We start from the raw sequence: 22,304 nt of genomic DNA on the forward strand, positions 1-22,304 counted from the left end.
GTCAGTGGGAAGTCGGTTGTGCCAGCCGCGGGTGCGCCAGCGCGGTCAGTTGTGAAAGTTCGACGCCGGCAAGAGCCTTGACCTCGTCGGTCCCCACTGCGCCGCACTGGACGCCGCGGAGGACGAAGCCAGCAAGGGCACGGGCGGTGGCGGGCTCGTCCATGACGCCGCCTTCGGTCCGCTCGACGTAGTTGCGCAGGCGCAGCGCCGCTGCCGGCAGGCCTTCGCGGTAGAAAGCGTACGACGCCGAGAAACGGCTCGGCAGCTGGGCGGCGTGGAGATCCCAGCCCTGGTAGTAGCCGTTTTCCAGGGAGCGGCGGACCAGTCGGCCGTGCAGCTTCCAGGCGTCTTCCACTGCGTCACCCACGGGGATGATGTTGGTGGAACCGTCGGAGAGGCGGATGCCCGTGCCGGCAACAGCGAGCTGCATGACTTCCTTGGCGAAGTCGGCCACCGGGTGTTCCATGGACTGGTATTCCGCGGAGATGCCCAGGGACGCGCTGTAGTCGTAGGTTCCGTAGTGCAGGGCGCTGATACGGCCGGGTACCACGTGGGGTAGCTGGGCCACGGGCGAGGTCCCGTCGGCGCCGAGGATGAGCTGCGGGGTTTCCACCTGTACCTCGAAGCGGAGTCGTCCGGCGGGGAGTCCGAGGACCTCCTCGAGGCGGGAGACCGCGTAATCCATGGCCTGGACCTGGGCCACCGTGGTGACCTTGGGCAGGGTGAGGATCAGCCCTTCGGGGAGCTCGCCGGCCTCAGCCAGAGTGGACACGAACAAGTCCAACGTGCGCACGCCGCGTGCCCGGGTGGGGGCCTCGAAGCACTTGAAGCGGATGCCGATGAAGGGCGGAGCCGTCCCGGCCGCAACCGCAGCAGCAACGGCCTTGGCGGCAGCAACGACGTCGGCATCTTCTGCCTCATCGCCACGGTCGCCGTAGCCATCCTCGAAGTCCAACCGCAGGTCCTCGATGGGCTCGGAAGCGAGCTTGGCAGCAACCCGGGCCGCGACAGCGGCAGCCAGGTCGGGCTCCTGGCCCAACAACTGACCGAGCTTTTCGAGGCCTCCGTGAGCCTCCGCCGTCGCGAGTGCCTGGGCGCCCCAATCAGCCACGAAAGTGGGCGTGAAGCGGTCGGCGGGGACGTAGACGGTGTGGATGGGCTGGCGGGAACCGTCGTCGCCGGGGTAGTTGCGGTCAAGCAACTGGTCCGTGGCGGCGAGCTGTGCGTCGATGTGGGCCAGATCGGAAGAGGATAGTGAACTCATCAGCCCACCAGCTCATAAGCGGGCGTGGTGAGGAAGTCCGTGTACTCGTCGGAGAGACAGATGTCCTCGATCAACTTGGACGCGGGCTCGTAGTACTTGGTGAAGTTCTCGTCGCCGAATTCGATGCGCAGGCGCTCGGTCTCTTCGCCGAGGATCCGGGTCACGAGTTCGCGGGTTACGGTGTTGCCCGTGTCCGCAAGGATGGACTTGTTGCGTAGCTGCTGCCACACCTGCGAGCGGGAGATTTCCGCCGTCGCAGCGTCTTCCATGAGGTTGTGGATGGCCACGGCGCCGCTGCCGGAGATCCAGACTCCGGTGTAGGCGACGGCGACATAGAGGTTCAGGCGCAGGCCGGCTTCGGTGACGGTACCACCGGCGGAGGCGACGTCGATCAGCTGCTCGGCGGTGACGTTCACCTCGGGACGCTGCTTGTCGAGCTGGTTTGGGCGGTCTCCAAGGACGGAGTCGAACACCTCGCGACAGGTGGAGACCAGGTCCGGGTGCGCAACCCACGAGCCGTCGAAGCCGTCGTTTGCTTCCCGGGTCTTGTCGGCGCGGACCTTCTCGAAGGCCGCGGCGGTGACGTCAGGCTGCTTGCGGTTGGGGATGACGGCGGCCATGCCACCCATGGCGAAGGCTCCGCGCTTGTGGCAGGTCTTGACCAGGAGTTCGGTATAGGCGCGCATGAACGGAGCGGTCATGGCAACGGTGGCGCGGTCCGGGAGGACGAATTCTTCGCCTGCATCACGGAAGTACTTGATGATGCTGAAGAGGTAGTCCCAGCGCCCGGCGTTCAGGCCCGAGGCGTGGTCGCGAAGTTCGTAGAGGATCTCGTCCATCTCGAAGGCGGCAGGAATGGTCTCGATGAGGACCGTGGCGCGGATGCTGCCCTGCGGGACGCCGAGGAAGTCCTGGGCGAAGACGAAGACGTCGTTCCAGAGGCGCGCCTCCAGGTGGCTCTCCATCTTCGGCAGGTAGTAGTACGGGCCGTGGCCGTTCAGGAGCAGCTGCTTGGCGATGTGGAAGAAGTGCAAGCCGAAGTCAACCAGCGCGCCGACGGCGGGTTCGCCGTCGATCAGCAGGTGGCTTTCCTCCATGTGCCAGCCACGCGGTCGGGCCACAACCACTGCCAGGGGAGCGTCCGTGCGGAGGCGGTATTCCTTGCCCTCGGGGGAGGTGTAGCTCAGGGTGCCTTGAGCGGCGTCACGCAGGTTCAGGATCGCGTCGATGACGTTGGGCCACGTGGGGGTGGATGCGTCTTCGAGGTCGGCGAGCCATACCTTGGCGCCGGAGTTGAGGGCGTTGATGGCCATCTTGGCGGGGGTTGCGGGGCCGGTCATTTCAACGCGGCGGTCCTGCAAAGCGGCCGGTGCTTGGGCAACCTTCCAGTCGCCGTCGCGGATTTCCTGAGTCTCCGGGAGGAAGTCCAGGCGGGACGTCTCGGCAACCTGCTGCCGCTTGGCCTTGCGGGCCTGGAGGAGCTCGTTGCGGGTTCCCGCGAAACGGGTGTGAAGTTCCTCGATGAAGGCCAAAGCCTTGGGGGTGAGGATTTCCTCGGCGCGATCGATCGGCCGGGGATCGGTGACTGTGATAGCCATGTGAGCGGATTCCTTTTTCTCGTGTGCGCCGGTACTAGAGAGCGCTGGCGGCGTTGGCGTGCGCAGCGTTGGCTACGGCGGTCGCTACATCGGCGGCAACATGCGGATCGAAGACGCTGGGGATAATGTAACTCGCGTTCAGCTCCTCGTCAGCTACCCGGTTGGCGATGGCTTCGGCGGCAGCGACCAACATGTTCGGGGTGATGTCCGAAGCTCCTGCGTCCAGCAGGCCGCGGAAGAAGCCGGGGAAGGCCAACACGTTGTTGATCTGGTTCGGGAAGTCGCTGCGACCCGTAGCAACCACGGCTGCGTGCTTGGAAGCGATCACGGGATCGATTTCCGGCGTCGGGTTGGCCATGGCGAAGACGATCGCGTCCTCGGCCATCGAAGCGACCTGCTCTTCGCCGATAACGTGCGGGGCGCTGACGCCGATGAACACGTCGGCTCCCTTGAGGGCATCGTGGAGGGTTCCGGAGAAGCCTTCTTCGTTGGTGTTCGCGGCGATCCAGCTGCGGTGCTCGTCGTCGTACTTTTCGCCCGAGTGGATGGCACCGGAGCGGCCGGCTGCCACGATGTGCTGCGCGCCCTGGGCCTTGAGGAGCTGGATGATGGCCGAGCCGGCGGCGCCGACGCCCGAAACCACGATCTTGACCTCGGAGAGCTTCTTGTCCACGACGCGCAGGGCGTTGACCAGGGCTGCGAGGGTGACGATCGCGGTGCCGTGCTGGTCGTCGTGGAAGACCGGGATGTCCAGTTCTTCGCGGAGGCGGTTCTCGATCTCGAAGCAACGCGGCGCTGCGATGTCTTCGAGGTTGATGCCGCCGTAGACCGGTGCCATGGCCTTGGCGATCTTGATGATCTCTTCGGTGTCCTGGGTGTCAAGGCAGACGGGCCATGCATCGACGTTCGCGAACTGCTTGAACAGCGCGGCCTTGCCTTCCATGACCGGAAGCGCGGCGGCGGGGCCGATGTTGCCAAGGCCCAGCACAGCCGATCCGTCGGTGAGGACGGCGATGGTGTTGCGCTTGACCGTCAGGTTGCGGGCGGCGGCCGGGTCTTCAGCGATCGCCATGCAGACACGGGCGACGCCGGGAGTGTAGGCACGCGAAAGATCGTCGCGGTTGCGGAGGGCTACTTTGGGGACGACCTCGAGCTTGCCGCCAAGGTGCATGAGGAAGGTGCGGTCCGAGACGTGCTGGACGGTGACGCCGTCGAGGGCGTTCAGGGCGTCCTTGACGCGGGCTGCGTGGTCGTCGTCGGTGGTGTTGCAGGTGACGTCGACAACGATCGTCTCGTGGTGGGATTCCGTGACGTCCAGCGCGGTGATCGCGGCACCGGCTGCGCCGACGGCTGCTGCCAGTTCGCTGGTAGCGGTGAAGCTCGACGGTGCGGCGACGCGCAGGGTGATCGAGTTTCCGGGGCTCGGATTCGCCATTGAAATTCCTCCTGTAAGGCCCGTTCCCGGGCCGCCGTTCCAAACTGAATGTTTTCGTATTATGGATATTATTATCTACAAAGTGGAAACACAACCCCTTGCTTGGTCATGTTCGGTGTCGTCGCGCACCGTTGCCGTGTGCTGTATCTTGGGTGTTCTAAGCAATTCTTTTCACGATGCGGATAAGAGTTGTCGGAATCTGAGTCATTGGAGACAAGGGAATGGCTGAAAAAGCCTCCGGAGGCGTGCAGTCCGTTGAGCGCGTCTTTGAACTGTTGGAACTGATTACGGACGCGGGCGGCGATGTCACCCTGAGCGAACTTTCGTCGTCCACTGACCTGCCCCTGCCCACCATCCACCGGCTGCTGCGCACGCTGGTGTCGCTGGGCTACATCCGCCAGCTGCCCAACCGCCGCTATGCCCTGGGCCCGCGGCTCATCCGCCTGGGCGAAGGTGCCAGCAAGCAGCTCGGCGCCGTGGCCCGTCCGCAGCTGAAGACGCTGGTGGAGCGGCTCGGCGAGACGTCCAACATGGCCGTCCTGGATTCCGACATGGTGATCTACGTGGCCCAGGTTCCTTCCATGCACTCCATGCGCATGTTCACCGAGGTCGGCCGCCGCGCCCACACGCACGACACCGGCGTGGGCAAAGCCATCCTGGCGCAGCTGGACGACGAGGTTGTGCGCGGCATTGTGGCCCGCACCGGCATGCCCACCCCCACAGCCAAGAGCATCGGGGACATCGACTCCCTGCTGGCGGACCTGAAGCTCATCCGCGAACGTGGCTACTCCATCGACGAGGAAGAGCAGGAGCTCGGCGTACGCTGCTTCGCCATGGCCGTGCCGAACGCTCCGACTCCAACGGCCATCTCCGTCTCCGGCCCGATCACCCGTGTGGACCAGAGCTTCGCCGACCGGGCCGTGCCCATGCTGCGCGAGGCTGCCAAGGCGATCTCCGCGGAGCTGAACCAAAACTAAACACCCCCTCCCGGCCCTGCGCCGAGTTGGCATTTGATGGCAATGTTCCCCGCGAACATTGCCATCTTTTGTCTTCTCGGCGACCCTTGCACGACAAAAGGCGGCAGTGTCCCCCAAGGAAACACTGCCGCCTCTTCTCACCCGCGGACCGAGCTAGTGCTCTGAGGCGCTGGATGTCTTGAGCGGGACTTCGTTGCCATCGGCGTCAATGAGCTTGCCGTTCTCGAAGCGGTCGCCTTCGCTCAGGCACTTGATGTCCTCTTCGCTGACAATGCGGTCCGTACCGGCGACGAACACCGACTGGTTGTCCGAGTTGCCTGCCTTGAAGTGGTTGAACAGGATGTTCAGCAGGATCGCCATGACAGCTGCCGAGCTGATGCCCGAGTGGAAGATCGTGGAGAACCAGGACGGGAACTGGTCGTAGAACTTCGGGGCTGCGATGGGGATCATGCCGAAGCCGATCGAGGCAGCCACGATGATCAGGTTCATGTTGTTCTTGTATTCGACCTTGGCCAGGGTGCGGATACCGCTTGCGGCCACCGTACCGAAAAGCACGACGCCGGCACCGCCCAGGACGGGCGTCGGAACGGCTGCGACAACCCGGCCAAGAATCGGCAGGAGGCCCAGGACAACCAGGATCAGGCCGCCGGCGCTGACCACGAAGCGGCTCTTGATGCCCGTGATGGCAACGAGGCCAACGTTCTGGGCGAAGGCGCTCTGGGTGAAGGAGTTGAACAGCGGGGAGATGGCGCTGGAGAGCATGTCTGCGCGGAGGCCGTCACCGATGCGGCGGGAGTCCACCTTGGTGTCAACGATTTCGCCCACCGCAATGATGTCCGCGGAGGTTTCCGTCAGCGTCACCAGGATGACGATCAGCATGGAGATGATCGCGGCAATTTCAAAGGTCGGAGCACCGAAGGCGAACGGAGTGGGGAAAGCGACGATGTCGCCCTGGCCAACCTTGGAGAAGTCGGCCATGCCGGCGATGAAAGCGATGATGGTGCCGATGACCATGGCCAGCAGGATCGAGAGCCGTGAGATGGCGGCGTTGCCAACCTTGCTCAGGAGAAGAACCACGCCCATGGTGGCCGCTGCGAGTCCGATGTTGGCCATGCTGCCGTAGTTGTCGGCCTTGGCGTTGCCGCCCATGGCCCAGTTTGCCGCCACCGGCATCAGTGTGAGGCCGATGGTGGTGATCACCGTGCCGGTAACCACCGGCGGGAAGAACTTGATGATCTTGGAGAACAGGGGAGTGATGGCCAGGCCGATCAGTGATGCCACGATCACCGAGCCGAACACCGCCTGGATCCCGCCGCCGCCTTGGACGATCGCCACCATGGTGGAAACGCCGGCGAAGGAAACACCCTGGACCAGCGGGAGCTGGGAGCCGAACCAAGGAATGCCGACTGTCTGGAGGATGGTGGCCAAGCCGCCGACAAACAAGCAGGCGGCGATCAACAGGCCGATATCCTGCGAGGACATGCCTGCAGCTGCGCCGATGATCAGCGGTGGGGCAATGATTCCGCCGTACATGGTGAGCACGTGCTGGAAGCCGTAGGCGAAGGTGCTTCCGATGGAGAGGCGCTTGTCCTCGGGCCGCTGTGGCTCGTTGGACGAGGTGGTATTCGCGGGGCGGGATTTCTTCTTGATGTTCATGGCAGACTTTCTGGGTTCATGGCAGACGTCTTCGTCTGGCTAACTGTGTCTGGCTAACAAAATCTTTGAATTGTGGGGCTTTTGGGTTCGAGTTTTTGTACAGGTAATGCCTCTAAAGGGGGCGCTTAAGGGCATTACCTGTACAAAAACTCCGAAGGGGGTGCGGTTTAGCAGAAGCCGGCGATGCCGCTCCAGGCAACGGGTGCGGCGTCGATGTTTTCGCGCTGGACCGTTGCTTCGATGAGGCCGTACGGGCGATCCGCGGCGAAGAAGACCTCGTTGGGGTTGTCCAGGCCGAACGGGCTCAGGTCAACCAGGAAGTGGTGCTTGTTGGGCATGGAGAACTTGATCTCGGCAACTTCGCTGTGTGCCTCAAGGACCTTCTTGCCCATGTCGAACAGCGTCTGCTGCAGGGCGTGGGAGTAGTTCTCGGTGAAGCCTTCGAGCAGGAGTGCCTTGATGTCGTCGTAGCTCTTGTTGAAGTCCGTGCCGGCTGCATCGAGGTTGGTGTTGTAGCGCCAGCGGGCGGATACGTCGGTGGCCAGGATGCGGTCGGTGGTCTCCGGCAGTGTGGTGTACTTGTCGCGCGGGTAGCCGACAAAGCCGGACTGCGTGGTCTTGAGGACGGTCAGGTCCTTGAGGCCGGAAATCACGTGGGTAGTTGCGCCATCACGGACGACGACGGCGGTACGCACCTCTTGTCCGTTGCGGACGAAGCTGTGGTCGTGTCCCTCGCCGTGGGCCTGGATACGGTCCCAGCTGTAAGCTTCGGCTTCCCAGCGGCCGCCGGTGACCCAGTCGAAACCGCCAGTGAAGTGATCGGCGAGGCGCAGCAGGAAGGATTCCGGCGAGCCTACGCCCTCACGTGCGAATGCGTAAACAGTGTTCTTCTGGGTGTCCGTGGCGACGACGTGGCCGTTGTCCCCTTCGAGGTGTGCGGCCTGGAAATCGCCGCGCAGCTGCGAGGTGACGTTCAGGTCTTCGATGTGGTGGCGATCTGTATCCCGAGTGACCTTGACGACGCGTACTTCTGCTTTGCCGTACTGGTTTTCGCCAAGGACGATGTTGTTGCTCATGGTCATATCCCAACTTCTGTGAGGTGGAACCTACGTTCCATCAATGAAATTAAGCGCGTGTTTCCACTGCGTTTCTGGTGGAGCCGACCCAACAAAAAAGAGCCGGCATCCATGGATGCCAGCTCATTACGACCCTGCCTGCTGCTCTCAGGTTACGTGACCTACGCCACGAACTGATTCGAGAGTAGCGCATGGTTTCGGCTTGTGTATACGGGTTCCGGGAGATCGTTATGAAGCAGCCAAATGTGACCGGGGCAACTTCTTGAGGGCGGTTGCAAGGTCTTGACGGCTCGATTCCCGACTGCTTAGACTTTCCACATAACAATAAAAGATTTCCGAAGAGCGGAAACTGTGCACGAGAAAGAGGAGGAACAGATGGACTCGAAGGATACGAACAGCGTCGTGGAATTCCCGGCACCGGGTCAGGAACTGTACCTGCCCTTCGGTGCGACAGATCCGGACTTCTACATTCCGGCCGACTGCGACCGCAAAGCCGGCGGGTTCTCCCGTTGGCTCCGCGCGCTCCCGGTGTTCGGCCGGCAGCGCCCCTGATTTCCTGCATCACGGGCGCGGACTCTGCGCAACAGAGCCAACGAGGCGGGCGGTACCTGGGGAGGTGCCGCCCGCTTTGTTGTGCCCGGCCGTCTCCGCTCTCGAGACCGCGGGAAGCCTGCCAATACGCCGGAAGGTTCCCTGCGAAATGGACGTGTTCCGGCGTTTTCGCCCGCCCGCGGGATATCGGGCTGGCCCGAAAGCGGCCGCGTCACATTCCGACGGCGTGTGGCGTGAATCACGTAAGCTGGGCTGACGGCCGCCCTCCGGGTTCTTAAATGGGCCGTTGCGACCCCACTGCGGGCCGCACTTGCTGGCTCGATGGCGCCGGATATCCGTCCGCACGTGTCGTATTGCAGCAGGTCGGGCAAAGACTGACGCTCGTCATCGAGCTGTGCCGGGACATGGATCCCGGCTGATAAACCCTGCCCTGCAGGAGACAAAGAGAGCCGGGAGTGGGGATCCGGCAACGCAGCAGCTTCGTTCGCAGCTGCTACCCAAAGGAAATCAAAGTCATGAAACCCACTATTTTCACGCTCGGGGCGGTGCTCGCGTTGGCGCTCGCCGGGTGCACGGACCCGGGAACGCCCCCGCCCACCGAAAGCCCCACTGCAACGTCGACGGCGACCGGTTCGCCAACCGAGGAACCGACGGCGGAGCCAACCGTTACGCCTACGGTGACCTCGACGGCGGAGCCCACCGTTACGCCTACGGTGACCTCGACGGCGGAGCCCACGTCGACGGCGGAGCCAACCGCGGAGCCGACGTCAACCCCCTCAGTGACACCGGAGCCAACAGTCACGCCAACTCCAACCTCGGAACCAACATCAACGGCGACCCCCACCCCAACTCCTACCCCCAGCAGCGGAAATCTGGGTGCATTGGCCCGGGTTCCCTGGGATGGCGGACCGACGTATTGGTCGAAATTCCCTGGAGCCGCCAAACTGAACAACCCGAACCTGTTCCCGGTATCGGTCTGGTATGGGAAACCTGATCACGCGGCGGCCCTGAAAGATCTAGGCGTGAACGTGTTCTTCAATACTGAGCACGACGGATCGGCAGTCTCAAAGGTCACGAGCACCGGAATGTTGGCCATCCTCAACTCGGAGTGGAGTCGCTCAGATGCCGGCAATGATCCTGGGGTTATCGGCTGGTCCGGAGGGGACGAATGCGACATGGGTCTGGGATGCTCAGGTAGCAACACGAATGAGAACTATGCCGACATGAAGCGGCAGATCGACGCCTTCCGGGCTTATGGGGATGGCCGGGCCATGTTCGCGAATTACTCCAAGGGTATCCTCGGCTCCTTCTGGGCGTTGGGGACCATGGATGACTTCCTGGCGGTGGTGGACGCCGCGAGCGTGGACAACTATTCGTACACCTCCCCGCATGTTGCCTATGAGTTTGGGAGGTCCCCATCCTGGCCATCCGGCGCAAACGTTGCCACTGCCGCCTCCTATGGGTGGCAGGTAGACCGCATGCGGACCTACCAGGCTTCACCGGGTGTCCATCCGAACTGGATCTTTGTCGAATCGGCCCGTCCGTATCTTTCAGAGGCCGGGGCACGCACCATTACGCCCGAGCAGATGGAAGGCGCCATGTGGTCCGGCATCATCCATGAGGCGCATGGGATCAGCATCTTCCAGCACAACAACGATTCGCAGTTCGGCAACTATTCGCTGGTGGATATCCCAGCTGACCGTAGGGCAAAGATCAAGGCTGCCCTGGGTCGTGTCCAGGCGCTCGCTCCAGTCCTCAACACACAGAGCTATGTGTGGGACGCCGGCGTTCCAGGTGTGGACACCATGCTCAAAGCCAAAGACGGCAGTGCCTACCTCTTTGCAGGCATCGGGTTGAAAGGTACCACTGGGTCCAAGACCTTCACCCTGCCTGCAGGAATCACCGGCACGCAGGTGGAGGTTGTGGGCGAAAATCGGACGATCCCGGTCCAGGGCGGCAAGTTCACGGATTCGTTCGCGAACGAGTACACCCACCACATCTACAAGATCACCATCTAGCCGGCCGCGTCGACGCTGGAGATCGACGCGACCCAACAGCGAGATCGCTGGAAAGCTGCGAAACCGCCGGAACGTTCCCTGCGAGATGGGCGCGTTCCGGCGCTTTCGCGTGAAGACTACCCGGCCACCAGCTTCCGCGCCGCCGCAGAGTGCTCCGCGATGAGCCCAGCGACGTCCAGATCAGGAATCGCCCCGTCGACAACGCGCCACGAACCTCCGACCATCACCCGGTCGGCCCGGTCGGCGCCGCAGAGCAACAGGGCGGCAACGGGATCGTGGCTTCCGGAGAAGCGCAGGGAATCGAGCTTGAACAGGGCCAAGTCAGCCTGCAGGCCGGGAGCCAGCTGCCCGATGTCCGAGCGCCCAAGCACTGCGGCAGAACCACGAGTTGCCCAGCCAAGTGCGCGCGAGACAGGAACCGATGCGCCGTAGCGAAGCCTTTGCAGGTACAGGGCCTGCCGCGCCTCGAGGATCATGTTCGAAGCATCGTTCGACGCCGATCCATCAACACCCAGCCCCACTGGGACACCCGCTGCCTCAAGTTCCAGGACGCGCGCTGTTCCGCTTGCCAACCTCATGTTGGAGGTTGGGCAATGCGCGACGGCGGTGCCCGCGGCTCCCAGCCTGGCGATCTCCTCGTCGTTGAAATGGATTCCGTGGCCCAGCCAGGTCCGGGACCCGAGCCAGCCAACCGATTCCAGGTAATCCACGGTCCGCAGGCCAAACATGGACCGGCAGAAGTCTTCCTCGTCAATGGTTTCGGCCAAGTGGGTGTGCAGCCGGACGTCGTACCGTTCGGCCATGACCGCGGATTCGGCCATGATTTCCTTGGTCACGGAAAACGGCGAGCAAGGAGCCAGTGCGATCTGGACGGAAGCGCCGGGACCCGTTTCGTGGTAGGTACGAATCAGCCGCTCGCTGTCCGTAAGGATCGCCTCAGGTGACTGGACCGTGGTCCGGGGCGGCAGCCCGCCGTCGTCCTCTCCCAAGGTCATGGAGCCGCGCGTCAGGGTGGCCCGCATCCCCATGGAGCGGACGGCGGCGACCTCGATGTCGATCGCGTCCTCCATGCCATCCGGGAAGAGGTAGTGGTGGTCGGCGGCGGTGGTGCACCCGGACAACAGGAGTTCCGCCAGGGCAACCTGCACTGCGAGCTCCAGGCTGCGGGGGGTCAGCCGCGCCCACACCGGGTAGAGGTTCTGCAGCCAAGGGAAGAGCGGTGCGTCGGCCACCGGTCCCCAAGCGCGGGTGAGCGTTTGGTAGAAGTGGTGATGGGTGTTGATGAGCCCCGGCAACACCACGTGCGCAGAGGCATCGAACTCGGTGCAGGGAACCGTTGGGCGAGCGCCCGATGGTACGAGTTCCAGAATGGTGCCGGACTCGGAAACCACCAACCCGTTGCCGGCATCGAGGTCGTTTGCGGTGAAGATTCCCAGTGGGTTCTTGATCCAAAGCATGCGCAGGTTCCTTGTCTGGTCGGCATGTATGCGTTCCAGCTCAGTTAGGCCCTGTCTGCTGATCCAGGCGCCGGTCGCCAGAAAGGCGCCGGTCCAGAAAGAGTAGGATGCTCGACGGCGGCAGTCAACGCCCGCAGCCGGTCACATTTGGCCACCACACAGTTGGGTTAGCTAATTTCGTATGACGAAATAAAGTTTTCAAAAAACTATGGCGCGGCTCACAAACGTGGTGCTACGCTCTAACTGCCAAAGGCGGGCACCCGGACTTCGGGAAGCTATCTACCAGGCGCAACTTAACCTTCAACGCACATGCTGAAGCCTGGTAACCAAGCTAACTGGAGCTCTATTTGCAGCGCCCCCCAACGGTCACCCGGCTTCCACAGCACTAAGGAAGTCGCAACATGAGTACAACCGTCACGGCCGAGCAATTCCTGGCCACCTCCATTGAGCTGGCAACAGCCAATGTCCTGAACAGTGGAGGCCCGTTCGGCGCCGTCATTGTCACCGCGGACGGACGAGCCTTCGAAGGCGTCAACCGCGTCACCGCCACGAACGATCCCACAGCCCACGCAGAAGTCACGGCCATCCGTAACGCCTGCCGCGAACTGGGAACCTTCGACCTCAGCGGAGCAACCCTCTACACCAGCTGCGAGCCATGCCCCATGTGCCTGGCTTCCGCGCTGTGGGCACGCGTCGACCGCGTGTTCTTTGCCGCAGACCGTCACGACGCCGCATCCGTTGGCTTCGATGACGCCGTCTTCTACGAGTACTTCGAGAACAACAACCGGGACGCGCTGATGCCGGTAGCCAAGCTGGAACTGGGCGACCCCCAGGCTCCGGAGGCCCTCCAGCCGTTCAACACATGGAACACGCTTGATTCCAGGATTGACTACTAGGGCCCGGTGGCTGACATGGAAATCCTGGATACCGCAGATAGGCGGAACCCTGCTGAAAAGCAGACAGCAGCTGAAAAGCAGGCTGCGCTCTTCCCCAACGGGGACAACGGCGCAGAGCCCACGGCAGCAAAGCACACGGCAAACGCCCTCGCCAACGGCAACGGCCAGAAGCCTCCTCACTTCCTGGACAAGTTCTTCCAGATCACCAAGCGCGGCTCAACGCTGGCCCGGGAATTCCGAGGCGGCCTGGTCACCTTCTTCACCATGGCATACATCGTGATCCTGAACCCGCTGATCCTGGGCGGGTTCTCCGCAGAGAACGCACCCACGGATGTGGCAGGTGGTTGGCTCTCGGCAGCACAGGTTGGCGCCGTCACGGGCCTGACCGCCGGCGTCATGACCATCGTCTTCGGCCTGGTCGCCAACCTTCCCTTCGGCCTGGCAGCAGGCTTGGGCATCAACTCCTTCCTGGCTGTCGCCGTGATCCAGGAGGTCACATGGCCCGAAGCCATGGGCCTGGTGGTCATCAACGGCATCCTGATCGTCCTCTTCGGAGCCACGGGCGCCCGGACGGCGATCTTCAAGGCAGTACCGAAGGAACTCAAGGCCGCCATCACAGTCGGCATCGGCCTGTTCATCGCCTTCATCGGCTTCGTGGACTCCGGCTTCGTCCGTCCCACCAAGGGCGGCCCGCCGGTCCAGCTGGGCAACGATGGATCCATCACCTCCATCCCCACCCTTGTCTTCATTGTCGGCTTGCTGGTCATGGGTATCCTCGTGGCACGCAAGATCCAGGGCGGCCTGCTGATCGGCATCGTCGCTACGACCGTCCTCGCCGCTGTTGCCGAGGCCGTGTTCCGGATCGGTCCGGGCACCGCCGACAACCCCGGCGGCTGGCACCTCAACACGCCGGTGCTCTCCGGCCAGTTGGTGTCCGTTCCGGACCTGAGCCTGGTGGGCCAGTTCGACCTCTTTGGCTCATTCGCCCGGATCGGTGGACTCGCTGCCACAATGTTGGTCTTCACCTTGGTGTTCACCAACTTCTTCGACGCCATGGGCACCATGACCGGCCTGGCCAAGAGCGCAGGCGTGGCCCACAAGGACGGCACGTTCCCCAAGCTGAAGTCCGCGTTCATCGTCGAGGGCATGGGTGCAGTGGTGGGTGGCGCAACCTCGGGCTCGTCCAATACCGTCTACATCGACTCGGCTGCGGGCATTGGTGAAGGCGCCCGCACGGGCCTGGCCTCCGTCGTCACGGGTGTGCTGTTCCTGGGGTCGATGTTCTTCACCCCGCTGACCTCCGTGGTTCCGCTCGAAGTTGCAGCCGCAGCGCTGGTGGTGGTGGGCGCAATGATGATGGCACAGATCCGCGAGATCAAATTCACCAAGTTCGCGATCGCCCTCCCGGCCTTCCTGACCATCGTCACGATGCCCCTGACGTACTCCATCGCCAACGGCATCGGCGTCGGCTTCATCTCCTTCGCCGTGGTCAATGCGGCATCGGGGAAGGCCAAGAAAGTCCATCCGCTCATGTGGGCGGTCACGGCGGGCTTCATCATCTACTTCGCCCGCGGGCCCATCAATGCACTGATGGGGATCTGACAGCCCACCGAACCCCGCGCCGGCGGGTCCCTTCCGGCACTCTGATCGGCGGTCCGTCGGACCCACCGCACGAATAGGCGTCCGTCGTCGTGGTCCCTTTAACCGGGCACGACGGCGGGCGGCGGCCGGGTGCCGACGCTCCGTCAGGGAACGGGGGCAGGGAGATGAAGCCCTTGCCCCCGTTCCTATGAACTCTCAGTTCCTATGGAATCTCAGTTCCCATGAACTCTTATCGAATTGCCGCGACTACCCCTCAACACCCTCTGCGAATGAGAACATGGGGCAAGATCGCGCACTGCTCCGGCCGGGCCATCCCTGCCGGGACACCTGGAAAAAGGACGTGTTGCCATGCTGGATCTGATGCCTTCACTGGGCGGCTGGCGGCCTGCGGTCTCCGGCCAACGCTTGGCGGTGGCCACGATCGTGGGCAGTGGGGGCTCCGTGCCGCGGCCCCTGGGGACCTCGATGATGGTCTCCGAAAACGGGGATATCCTGGGCAGTTTGTCCGGTGGTTGCGTCGAGGGCGCCGTCGTGGAAGCTGCCTTGGAAGCCATGCGCGACGGCGGTCCGCGCCTTGAGTCCTACGGCTACAGTGCCGAGGACGCATTCGCCGTCGGACTTACCTGCGGTGGCGAGCTGGAAGTCCACATCCAGCCCTTCGGTGCCGGAGCGCCCGAACTTGCCGCTTTCGCCGGGCCGGAACGTCCTGCGGCCCTGATCCGCCGGCTCGATGCCGGGGGAGGGGTCATGGTGGTCGATGATCCTGTGCGCTTCCGGGCCATGGAATCCGAGGAACTGGCTGTCCTGGTGGGCGACCATCCCTCCACACTCTTTGCGGCCGCCGCTCAGATTGAGCCGCTGCTCCAAGGTGGCCGCGCCGGCCTGGTCCGCCTGGCTCCTCCCGAGGGCTGCATTGATGGCTGGGTCACCAAGGAAAGGCTGGCCGCCCCGCCTCGTGAAGAGGAGGAACCGCAACCCATCACACTGTTCGTGGAGAGCCGTCTGCCAGCGGCACGCATGCTGATTTTCGGAGCGAACGACTTTGGCGCGGCGTTGCTCCCTGCCGGCCAGCTCCTTGGCTACAACGTGACTGTCTGCGATGCGCGGCCCGCGTTCGCCTCCCAAACCCGTTTCGCAGCTGCGGACCAGGTGGTCACCGACTGGCCGCACCGTTATCTGGAGGCCGAAGCCGCTGCCGGTCGCCTCGATTCCAGGGCGGTGGTGTGCGTCCTCACCCACGATCCCAAATTCGACATCCCGTTGCTCAAGTCCGCCCTCCGGCTGAGCCTCTCCTACGTCGGGGCCATGGGTTCACGTCGCAGCCACCGGCAAAGGGTGGACGCCCTCGTCGAGGCAGGAACTCCCGCCGAGTACTTGGAACGGCTGCATTCGCCCATTGGACTGGACCTTGGCGCGGTAACTCCCGCCGAAGTGGCGGTCTCCATCACTGCCGAGATCATCGCGGAGCGGGGCGCAGGCGCCAAGACCAGCGGCTTTCCGTCCCTGCGGGACAGCACCGGCCCGATTCACCCAGCACCCCAACACCTCACCCAGGAGGACCCATGGACATGAACACCATCGAGGCCGTGGTCCCCACCACGGACCCGGCTCAATGGCGCGACGGCGATGCCTGGCTAGCCGGCGGAACGGTCCTTTTCTCCTATGGAAGCACCGTCCTCAAGCGGCTCCTGGACCTTGGCCGCGCAGAATGGCCCGCCATCACCGTCACTGATGAAGGCATCGAACTTGCCGCAACCTGCACTGTGGCGGAGCTCTACGCCCTGCCTGACTCTGCCGAAGTGGCCCACCGCGAGTGGCCCGGACTGGCCTTGATCCGTCCCAGCTGCGACTCCTTCGTGGCCTCCTTCAAGGTCTGGAACATGTCCACGGTGGGCGGGAACATCTGCACGTCACTTCCTGCAGGACCCATGACCTCGCTGTGCGCCGGTTTGGACGGCGTCGCCACGATTCTCAGCCCTGATGGCACCAGCCGCACCGTCCCGGTTGCGGACTTCGTAACCGGCGACATGGAGAACGTCCTGGCTCCGGGAGAGTTGCTTCGCAGCATCCACCTTCCTGCCGAGGCACTGTCAGCCCGGGTGGCCTTCCGCCGACTTTCCCTGAGCAACCTCGGACGCTCCGGCGTGCTCCTGATTGGCCGGCTGGATCCCGTCTTCGGCCTGGTCATCACGGTCACCGCGTCCACCAAGCGGCCGGTGCAGCTGAGGTTCGCCGCGGACGAGGTTCCGGACGCTGCCACCTTGGCGGCCGCCGTCGAACATTCCATCCCGCAGGAGCTGTACCACGACGACATCCACGGTCTTCCAGCGTGGCGTCGGGACATGACCGTGAAGCTCGCCGAGGAGATCCGGGCGGAGCTGCTGGATGAATCGATGACCGTGTCCGGCGATTTCTGGCCGCCGCACGCCACCTCGCCCCAGCCGTCCACGCAACCCGAAACTCCAGGCACCCAGAAGGAGGCCTCCCATGGCAATTGAGATCAACGGCGCTGCCTCGCAGGCCACACCCCGCCCCGGCCAATGCCTGCGCACGTTCCTCCGCGAGCAGGGCAACTTCGGCGTCAAGAAGGGCTGCGACGGCGGTGACTGCGGCGCGTGCACCGTGCACGTCGATGGCACGCCGGTCCACAGCTGCATCTACCCGGCTGTTCGCGCCGAGGGCAAAGCCGTCACCACCATCGAGGGCCTCGCGACCGCTGACGGCCTGCACCCTGTGCAGGAGCAGTTCCTGGAGGCGCAGGGCTTCCAATGCGGATTCTGCACTGCCGGGATGATGATGACCGCAGCGACGTTCGACGACGAACAACGCGCCAACCTGCCGCGCAACCTCAAGGGCAACCTGTGCCGCTGCACCGGGTACCGCTCGATAGCCGACGCCGTATGCGGGCATGGTGGCGACCACCAGCATGGTGAAGATCAAGGCGCAGGCCAGCTCGGTGACAACGTCCCCGCACCCGCCGGCCAGGCCGTGGTCACCGGCACCGCCCGTTACTCACTGGATGTGCCGTCTGAGCAGCTGCCGGGCCTGTTGCACATGAAACTCCTGCGTTCGCCGCACCCGCATGCACGCATCGTGTCCATCGACAAGGCTCCCGCATTGGCCGTTCCGGGCGTGGTGGCGGTGTTCACCCACGAGGATGCCCCGCAGCAGCTGTTCTCCACGGCCCAACACGAGAACTACACCGACGATCCCGACGACACCCGGGTGCTGGACGACGTCGTGCGGTTCATTGGGCAACGGGTTGCAGCCGTGGTGGCCGAATCGGTCGGAGCCGCGGAAGCAGGGGCCCGGGCGCTGGAGGTCCAGTACGAGCTCCTGGAACCCGTGTTCACTCCGCAGGAGGCCATTCTTCCCGGTGCGCCTGCGATCCACGGCGAGAAGGATGGAGTGTTCTCCCGCATTTCGCGGCCGTTGCAGAACGTCGTGGCCGAGGTCCATGCTGAACTGGGCAGCGTGGAAGACGGATTCGCGGCTGCCGACTTCATCCATGAACACACGTACCAGACGCAGCGTGTGCAGCACGTAGCCATGGAAACGCATGCCTCCATCGCCTGGGTGGACGAGGACGGCCGCCTGATGGTCCGTTCGTCCACGCAGGTTCCGTTCCTGGTGAAGCGTACGCTGAGCCGGCTGTTCAACCTGGCCCCCGAGACCATCCGTGTAGTAGCCGGGCGGGTTGGCGGCGGTTTTGGCGGCAAGCAGGAAGTCCTGACCGAGGACCTGGCAGCATTGGCCGCGTTGGTCCTTCGCAGGCCCGTGCAGCTGGAGTTCACCCGGACCGAGCAATTCACCGCCACCACCACCCGGCACCCTTTCACCATTCACCTCAAGGCCGGTGCCACCAAGGACGGTTACCTCAGTGCCCTGCAACTGAACGTCCTCACCAATACCGGTGCCTATGGAAACCACGCTCCCGGCGTGATGTTCCACGGTTGTGGTGAGTCGTTGGCCGTCTACAAGTGCGTCAACAAGAAAGTGGACGCCCACGCGGTGTACACCAACACGGTTCCCGCCGGCGCCTTCCGTGGGTATGGATTGAGCCAGATGATCTTCGCCATCGAGTCGGCCATTGATGAGCTGGCCATCGGGATCGGCATGGATCCGTTGGAGTTCCGGCTCAAGAACATGGTCCGGCCCGGCGACCATATGCTCTCCACCACTCCCGAGCCCGAAGAAGACGTGCACTACGGAAGCTACGGCCTGGACCAGTGCGTGGCCTTGGTTCGGGACGCTTTGGACCGCGGCAAGGAACGCTACCGTGCCGCTGGCCTGGATGACCTCGGCCCGGAGTGGGTGGTGGGGGAGGGCTCGGCCCTGTCCATGATCGACACCGTCCCGCCGCGCGGCCACTTCGCCCACACCCGGGTGAGCCTGGAAGCGGACGGAAGGTTCGCCGTCGACGTCGGTACTGCCGAATTCGGGAACGGCACCACCACCGTGCACGCGCAGCTGGCTGCCACCGCGCTGGGGACCACTGCCTACAAGATCCTGGTGCGGCAGTCGGACACCGACCTTGTGGAGCACGATACCGGCGCGTTCGGCTCGGCCGGCACTGTGGTCGCGGGCAAGGCGACACTCGGTGCGGCGCTGGAGCTGGCCACCCGCATCCAAACCGTCGCCGCGTCACTCACCGGCGTTCCCTTGGCGGAGTGCCGTTTGGTGGACGGGGCGGTTAAGTGCAGTGACCGCTTGGTGCCGCTGAAGGAAATCGTCGACGCCGCCAGGCTCCAAGGCGTCCGGCTCGCCACGGACGGAAACTGGGGAGGAACGCCGCGCTCTGTCGCGTTCAACGTTCACGGCTTCCGCGTTGCCGTTAATACGGGCACGGGCGAGCTGCGGATCCTGCAGAGCGTGCAGGCGGCCGACGCCGGAGTCGTGGTGAATCCGCGGCAATGCCGGGGCCAGATCGAGGGCGGTATTGCGCAGGCCCTGGGCGCGACCCTGTACGAGGAAGTCAAAGTGGACGACGCCGGCCGGGTCACCACGGACATCCTGCGGCAGTATCACATTCCGTCGTTCGCGGACGTGCCCCGGAGCGAGGTCTATTTCGCCAAGACCAACGACTCCACCGGACCCTTGGGCGCCAAGTCCATGAGCGAGAGCCCCTTCAACCCGGTGGCTCCCGCGCTGGCCAACGCCATCCGTAACGCCACGGGCATCCGCTTCGGCGAGCTCCCCATTGCCAGGGACAAGATCTACCTGGCCCTCCGCGACCGCACCCTCATCCCCAACTGAGTAACAGCACATGTCGCAATGGGCGCTCATTGCGACATGTGCTGTTACCTACTTGGGCTACAGGGGGAGCTCCATGAACACGCTGTTCGGGTCCAGGGTGTAGTCGGCGAAAGGAGCGCACTCCATGAAACCGTGCTTGGCGTACAAACGCCGGGCCGGAGCGAAGTAGTCCTCGGTTCCCGTTTCCAGGGCCAGCCGTTCGTAACCCCGGTTCCTGGCTTCGGCCACAATGTGCTTCAACAACAGTGTTGCCACACCCCGCCCACGTGCCTCCGTGGTGGTGCGCATCGATTTCAGCTCCGCCTCGCCCGGTGCGCCGAGCACCTTCAACGCGCCGCAGCCCAGCAGGACGCCGTCCTCCCGGGCCGTCCAAAACGTGATCGACTCATGGGACAACGCAGAGTGGTCCAAGGCATGCACGCTCTCCGCGGGCGATGTCGCGAACATGTCAGCCAAATGCTCGCTGAGGAGGGCGTGGACGTCGGGGCGTGCGGGATCGTCGGGCTCAATGCGGATCATGAACCCGAATTTACCCGGTTCACATTTCCAACAAGTGAAGCTGGTCTTTCGTATCCAGGTCCTCGCCCGAGCACAGGTCGCTGCAGTCCACCAGATCCACCAACCCCGGATGCGCTTTGAGGAACGAACGCGCGCCGGTATCGCCATGGGCCGCTGCCGCCGCTTGGGAGCGGAGTTCGACGTCGAAAATCACCGGGTGCCTCCGCTTCAGGCGGCCCGACTCATCAGGGTATGCGGCTGCGGTGACCCGTCCCGGACGGTGACTGCCCAGCAGCCTGCTCACCGCCGTCGGGGTTAGTCCTGGCTGGTCCACCAAAGCCACCATGATGCTGTTGCCCGCGGCTGCGGCGTCGATGCCCGCGCGGAAGGAACCGGCCATGCCCTTGGCCCAGTCCGAATTTTCCACCACGTTGTAGGCGCCCAGTTCGGTGCTGCTTCGGACACGGTCGGCCTCCGCGCCGAGTACCACCACAACTTCGCTGCAGCCGCCGTCGAACAGGGTGTCGGCCAGGACTTCCACCAGCGTCCGGGCGCGGTAGGGCAACAACGCCTTGGGCCCGCGGCCCAAGCGTGTGCCGGCGCCCGCAGCGAGCAGGACGCCCGTGGTGGGCGCCGTGCCGGTCTGAGTCATATCCTCACCATACGCGCGGGGGTCCATGCGGTCTCTAGCTCCAAGCCGTCTTTCCATTTGATCTACCTATATCGGTTGCAAACTACTGCTGAGTAGGCCTTTTGAGCCCGTGAAATGGCCGTTATGGTCGATGTGGAGTTATGAAGTCAGCTCGACGACGCAACGACGCGTGAAAGAACAGGGGACATGGCGGGCACTTTCGAAATTCTCAAGGCGGGGACCAATTCATTCCGCTTCCGGCTTACAGCAGACGACGGCACGGTAGTGGCAGTATCGCCGCAATTTCCCAACCTGAAGGCAGTGGTGGCCGGCATTAATGCAGTCCGCGAGAATGCCGCAACGGGTTTCGTAGTCGATCGACGGAATCTGGGCACCTGAGGGATGTCCGCGCGTGCAACGACAAGTGGCGGCAGTGTTCATGAAGAACACTGCCGCCACCGTCGTTAAGGGGACTAGGCGTCGCCGCCCGCGCCACCGGTGGTGCCGGCGTTTACGTCCAGCAATTTGTAGCGGTCAATGGCGTACGACGGCGCGCCCTCCTCGACCTCGCCCCTCGCCGCCAGCATCTGGAGGGTTTTGGTGACGATGGAGTGGGTGTCGTTTTTGAAGTAGCGGCGGGCGGCTTGGCGGGTGTCGGAGAAGCCGAAGCCGTCTGCTCCGAGGGAGGCGAAGTCGTTGGGGATGTATTGGCGGATTTGGTCGGGGACGGCTTTCATGTAGTCGGAGACGGCGATGACGGGTCCGTGGTGGCCGGTGAGTTGTTCGGTGATGAACGGGGTCCGTGCGGGTTGGCCGGGGTTGAGGAAGGCGTGGTCGTCGGCGTCGAGTCCGTCGCGTCGGAGTTCGTTCCAGGAGGTGACGGACCAGACGGTCGCGGCGACGCCCCAGTCCTCGTTGAGGATTCGTGCGGCGTCCAGGGCCCAGGGTACGGAGACGCCGGAGGCGAGGATTTGTGCGGTGGGCCGGTTGGTGTCTCCTTCGGGGGCGTCTGCGAGTTTGTAGATGCCTTTGAGGAGTCCGTTGGTGTCGAGGTTGTCGGGTTCGGCGGGTTGGGTGATGGGTTCGTTGTAGACGGTGAGGTAGAACATTACGTTCTTATCCTCGGAGTGTTCGCCGTACATGGTTTCGAGGCCGTGGCGGATGATGTGGCCGATTTCGTAGCCGTAGGCGGGGTCGTAGGTGCGGACGGCGGGGTTGGTGGAGGCCAGGATGGGGGAGTGTCCGTCGGCGTGTTGGAGTCCTTCGCCGGTGAGGGTGGTCCGTCCTGCGGTGGCGCCGATGATGAATCCGCGGGTCATTTGGTCTGCTGCGGCCCAGAACGAGTCGCCGGTGCGTTGGAAGCCGAACATGGAGTAGAAGACGTAGAT

General features: G+C 63.8%; 18 protein-coding genes and 1 pseudogene. 10 read left to right on the forward strand and 9 right to left on the reverse strand.

What is annotated here, in order from left to right:
* Window position 1: 1 nt before the first annotated feature.
* Genes ACFUOZ_RS15420 through ACFUOZ_RS15430 form a run of 3 tightly spaced genes read right to left on the reverse strand, consistent with a single transcriptional unit; the run spans window position 2 to window position 4,297 of the window.
* The gene (locus ACFUOZ_RS15420; protein ID WP_377549652.1) at window positions 2-1,264 is read right to left on the reverse strand and encodes a DUF6986 family protein; all 1,263 of its coding nucleotides are present in this window, start codon (window positions 1,262-1,264) and stop codon (window positions 2-4) included.
* Window positions 1,264-2,862 (reverse strand): malate synthase A, encoded by a 1,599-nt coding sequence (aceB, locus tag ACFUOZ_RS15425; protein ID WP_377549654.1) that lies wholly within the window; start codon window positions 2,860-2,862, stop codon window positions 1,264-1,266. Before aceB ends, ACFUOZ_RS15420 begins: the two co-directional genes overlap by 1 nt.
* 34 nt (window positions 2,863-2,896) lie before the next feature.
* The gene (locus ACFUOZ_RS15430; protein WP_377549656.1) at window positions 2,897-4,297 is read right to left on the reverse strand and encodes an NAD-dependent malic enzyme; all 1,401 of its coding nucleotides are present in this window, start codon (window positions 4,295-4,297) and stop codon (window positions 2,897-2,899) included.
* A gap of 221 nt (window positions 4,298-4,518) precedes the next feature.
* On the opposite strand from ACFUOZ_RS15430, the gene ACFUOZ_RS15435 reads away from it, so the two are divergent.
* Window positions 4,519-5,274, forward strand: a complete 756-nt coding sequence (locus tag ACFUOZ_RS15435) for an IclR family transcriptional regulator (protein ID WP_377549658.1) — start codon at window positions 4,519-4,521, stop codon at window positions 5,272-5,274.
* A gap of 153 nt (window positions 5,275-5,427) precedes the next feature.
* Here ACFUOZ_RS15435 and ACFUOZ_RS15440 read toward each other — a convergent pair whose 3' ends face one another.
* Both ACFUOZ_RS15440 and pucL read right to left on the reverse strand, forming a co-directional pair.
* Complete coding sequence (locus ACFUOZ_RS15440; RefSeq protein ID WP_377549660.1) at window positions 5,428-6,930, reverse strand: nucleobase:cation symporter-2 family protein; 1,503 nt, start codon at window positions 6,928-6,930, stop codon at window positions 5,428-5,430.
* Window positions 6,931-7,097: 167 nt separating this feature from the next.
* Complete coding sequence (gene pucL / locus ACFUOZ_RS15445; RefSeq protein ID WP_377549662.1) at window positions 7,098-8,012, reverse strand: factor-independent urate hydroxylase; 915 nt, start codon at window positions 8,010-8,012, stop codon at window positions 7,098-7,100.
* A 369-nt stretch (window positions 8,013-8,381) separates the two neighbouring features.
* Here pucL and ACFUOZ_RS15450 point away from each other — a divergent pair, with 369 nt between their 5' ends.
* The 3 genes from ACFUOZ_RS15450 to ACFUOZ_RS15460 all read left to right on the forward strand — a co-directional run bounded on the left by ACFUOZ_RS15450 (window position 8,382) and on the right by ACFUOZ_RS15460 (window position 10,576).
* On the forward strand, window positions 8,382-8,558 hold the full coding sequence (locus ACFUOZ_RS15450; RefSeq protein ID WP_018778855.1) for a hypothetical protein: 177 nt from the start codon (window positions 8,382-8,384) through the stop codon (window positions 8,556-8,558).
* 568 nt (window positions 8,559-9,126) lie between these two features.
* Window positions 9,127-9,552: a hypothetical protein gene (locus ACFUOZ_RS15455; protein WP_377549664.1), complete on the forward strand. Its 426-nt coding sequence runs from the start codon at window positions 9,127-9,129 to the stop codon at window positions 9,550-9,552.
* A gap of 34 nt (window positions 9,553-9,586) precedes the next feature.
* Window positions 9,587-10,576 (forward strand): hypothetical protein, encoded by a 990-nt coding sequence (locus ACFUOZ_RS15460; RefSeq protein ID WP_377549666.1) that lies wholly within the window; start codon window positions 9,587-9,589, stop codon window positions 10,574-10,576.
* A 116-nt stretch (window positions 10,577-10,692) separates the two neighbouring features.
* Here ACFUOZ_RS15460 and ACFUOZ_RS15465 read toward each other — a convergent pair whose 3' ends face one another.
* On the reverse strand, window positions 10,693-12,033 hold the full coding sequence (locus ACFUOZ_RS15465; protein ID WP_377549668.1) for an 8-oxoguanine deaminase: 1,341 nt from the start codon (window positions 12,031-12,033) through the stop codon (window positions 10,693-10,695).
* Window positions 12,034-12,434: 401 nt separating this feature from the next.
* On the opposite strand from ACFUOZ_RS15465, the gene ACFUOZ_RS15470 reads away from it, so the two are divergent.
* The 5 genes from ACFUOZ_RS15470 (at window position 12,435) to ACFUOZ_RS15490 (ending at window position 19,787) form a co-directional block, all read left to right on the forward strand.
* Window positions 12,435-12,929, forward strand: a complete 495-nt coding sequence (locus ACFUOZ_RS15470; RefSeq protein ID WP_377549670.1) for a nucleoside deaminase — start codon at window positions 12,435-12,437, stop codon at window positions 12,927-12,929.
* A gap of 6 nt (window positions 12,930-12,935) precedes the next feature.
* Entirely contained in the window at window positions 12,936-14,531 is a 1,596-nt protein-coding gene (locus ACFUOZ_RS15475) for an NCS2 family permease (RefSeq protein WP_377549672.1), read from the forward strand.
* A 348-nt stretch (window positions 14,532-14,879) separates the two neighbouring features.
* Window positions 14,880-16,103 (forward strand): XdhC family protein, encoded by a 1,224-nt coding sequence (locus ACFUOZ_RS15480; protein WP_377549674.1) that lies wholly within the window; start codon window positions 14,880-14,882, stop codon window positions 16,101-16,103.
* On the forward strand, window positions 16,094-17,029 hold the full coding sequence (locus tag ACFUOZ_RS15485) for an FAD binding domain-containing protein (protein WP_377549675.1): 936 nt from the start codon (window positions 16,094-16,096) through the stop codon (window positions 17,027-17,029). The genes ACFUOZ_RS15480 and ACFUOZ_RS15485 overlap by 10 nt, the downstream gene beginning before the upstream one ends.
* Window positions 17,019-19,787, forward strand: a complete 2,769-nt coding sequence (locus tag ACFUOZ_RS15490) for a molybdopterin-dependent oxidoreductase (RefSeq protein ID WP_377549676.1) — start codon at window positions 17,019-17,021, stop codon at window positions 19,785-19,787. Before ACFUOZ_RS15485 ends, ACFUOZ_RS15490 begins: the two co-directional genes overlap by 11 nt.
* A gap of 57 nt (window positions 19,788-19,844) precedes the next feature.
* Here ACFUOZ_RS15490 and ACFUOZ_RS15495 read toward each other — a convergent pair whose 3' ends face one another.
* The gene (locus ACFUOZ_RS15495; RefSeq protein WP_377549677.1) at window positions 19,845-20,306 is read right to left on the reverse strand and encodes a GNAT family N-acetyltransferase; all 462 of its coding nucleotides are present in this window, start codon (window positions 20,304-20,306) and stop codon (window positions 19,845-19,847) included.
* A gap of 19 nt (window positions 20,307-20,325) precedes the next feature.
* On the reverse strand, window positions 20,326-20,964 hold the full coding sequence (gene nboR / locus ACFUOZ_RS15500; protein WP_377549679.1) for a nicotine blue oxidoreductase: 639 nt from the start codon (window positions 20,962-20,964) through the stop codon (window positions 20,326-20,328).
* Between the two features lie 159 nt (window positions 20,965-21,123).
* On the opposite strand from nboR, the gene ACFUOZ_RS15505 reads away from it, so the two are divergent.
* The gene (locus tag ACFUOZ_RS15505; RefSeq protein ID WP_377549681.1) at window positions 21,124-21,315 is read left to right on the forward strand and encodes a YegP family protein; all 192 of its coding nucleotides are present in this window, start codon (window positions 21,124-21,126) and stop codon (window positions 21,313-21,315) included.
* A 74-nt stretch (window positions 21,316-21,389) separates the two neighbouring features.
* On the opposite strand, the pseudogene ACFUOZ_RS15510 reads toward ACFUOZ_RS15505, so the two are convergent.
* Window positions 21,390-22,304, reverse strand: a pseudogene (locus ACFUOZ_RS15510) (pyruvate dehydrogenase (acetyl-transferring), homodimeric type); the annotation flags it as partial.

It is taken from the genome of Paenarthrobacter sp. NPDC057355 (assembly GCF_042667405.1).
Taxonomy (GTDB): Bacteria; Actinomycetota; Actinomycetes; order Actinomycetales; family Micrococcaceae; genus Arthrobacter.

Bases quoted from the DNA above. Each gene is read 5' to 3' on its own strand.
- ACFUOZ_RS15490 (WP_377549676.1), top strand. From the start codon at position 17,019: ATGGCAATTGAGATCAACGGCGCTGCCTCGCAGGCCACACCCCGCCCC.
- ACFUOZ_RS15440 (WP_377549660.1), bottom strand. From the start codon at position 6,930: ATGAACATCAAGAAGAAATCCCGCCCCGCGAATACCACCTCGTCCAAC.
- aceB (WP_377549654.1), bottom strand. From the start codon at position 2,862: ATGGCTATCACAGTCACCGATCCCCGGCCGATCGATCGCGCCGAGGAA.
- ACFUOZ_RS15435 (WP_377549658.1), top strand. From the start codon at position 4,519: ATGGCTGAAAAAGCCTCCGGAGGCGTGCAGTCCGTTGAGCGCGTCTTT.
- ACFUOZ_RS15485 (WP_377549675.1), top strand. From the start codon at position 16,094: ATGGACATGAACACCATCGAGGCCGTGGTCCCCACCACGGACCCGGCT.
- ACFUOZ_RS15495 (WP_377549677.1), bottom strand. From the start codon at position 20,306: ATGATCCGCATTGAGCCCGACGATCCCGCACGCCCCGACGTCCACGCC.
- ACFUOZ_RS15430 (WP_377549656.1), bottom strand. From the start codon at position 4,297: ATGGCGAATCCGAGCCCCGGAAACTCGATCACCCTGCGCGTCGCCGCA.
- pucL (WP_377549662.1), bottom strand. From the start codon at position 8,012: ATGACCATGAGCAACAACATCGTCCTTGGCGAAAACCAGTACGGCAAA.
- ACFUOZ_RS15465 (WP_377549668.1), bottom strand. From the start codon at position 12,033: ATGCTTTGGATCAAGAACCCACTGGGAATCTTCACCGCAAACGACCTC.
- ACFUOZ_RS15470 (WP_377549670.1), top strand. From the start codon at position 12,435: ATGAGTACAACCGTCACGGCCGAGCAATTCCTGGCCACCTCCATTGAG.
- nboR (WP_377549679.1), bottom strand. From the start codon at position 20,964: ATGGACCCCCGCGCGTATGGTGAGGATATGACTCAGACCGGCACGGCG.
- ACFUOZ_RS15420 (WP_377549652.1), bottom strand. From the start codon at position 1,264: ATGAGTTCACTATCCTCTTCCGATCTGGCCCACATCGACGCACAGCTC.
- ACFUOZ_RS15450 (WP_018778855.1), top strand. From the start codon at position 8,382: ATGGACTCGAAGGATACGAACAGCGTCGTGGAATTCCCGGCACCGGGT.
- ACFUOZ_RS15480 (WP_377549674.1), top strand. From the start codon at position 14,880: ATGCTGGATCTGATGCCTTCACTGGGCGGCTGGCGGCCTGCGGTCTCC.
- ACFUOZ_RS15505 (WP_377549681.1), top strand. From the start codon at position 21,124: ATGGCGGGCACTTTCGAAATTCTCAAGGCGGGGACCAATTCATTCCGC.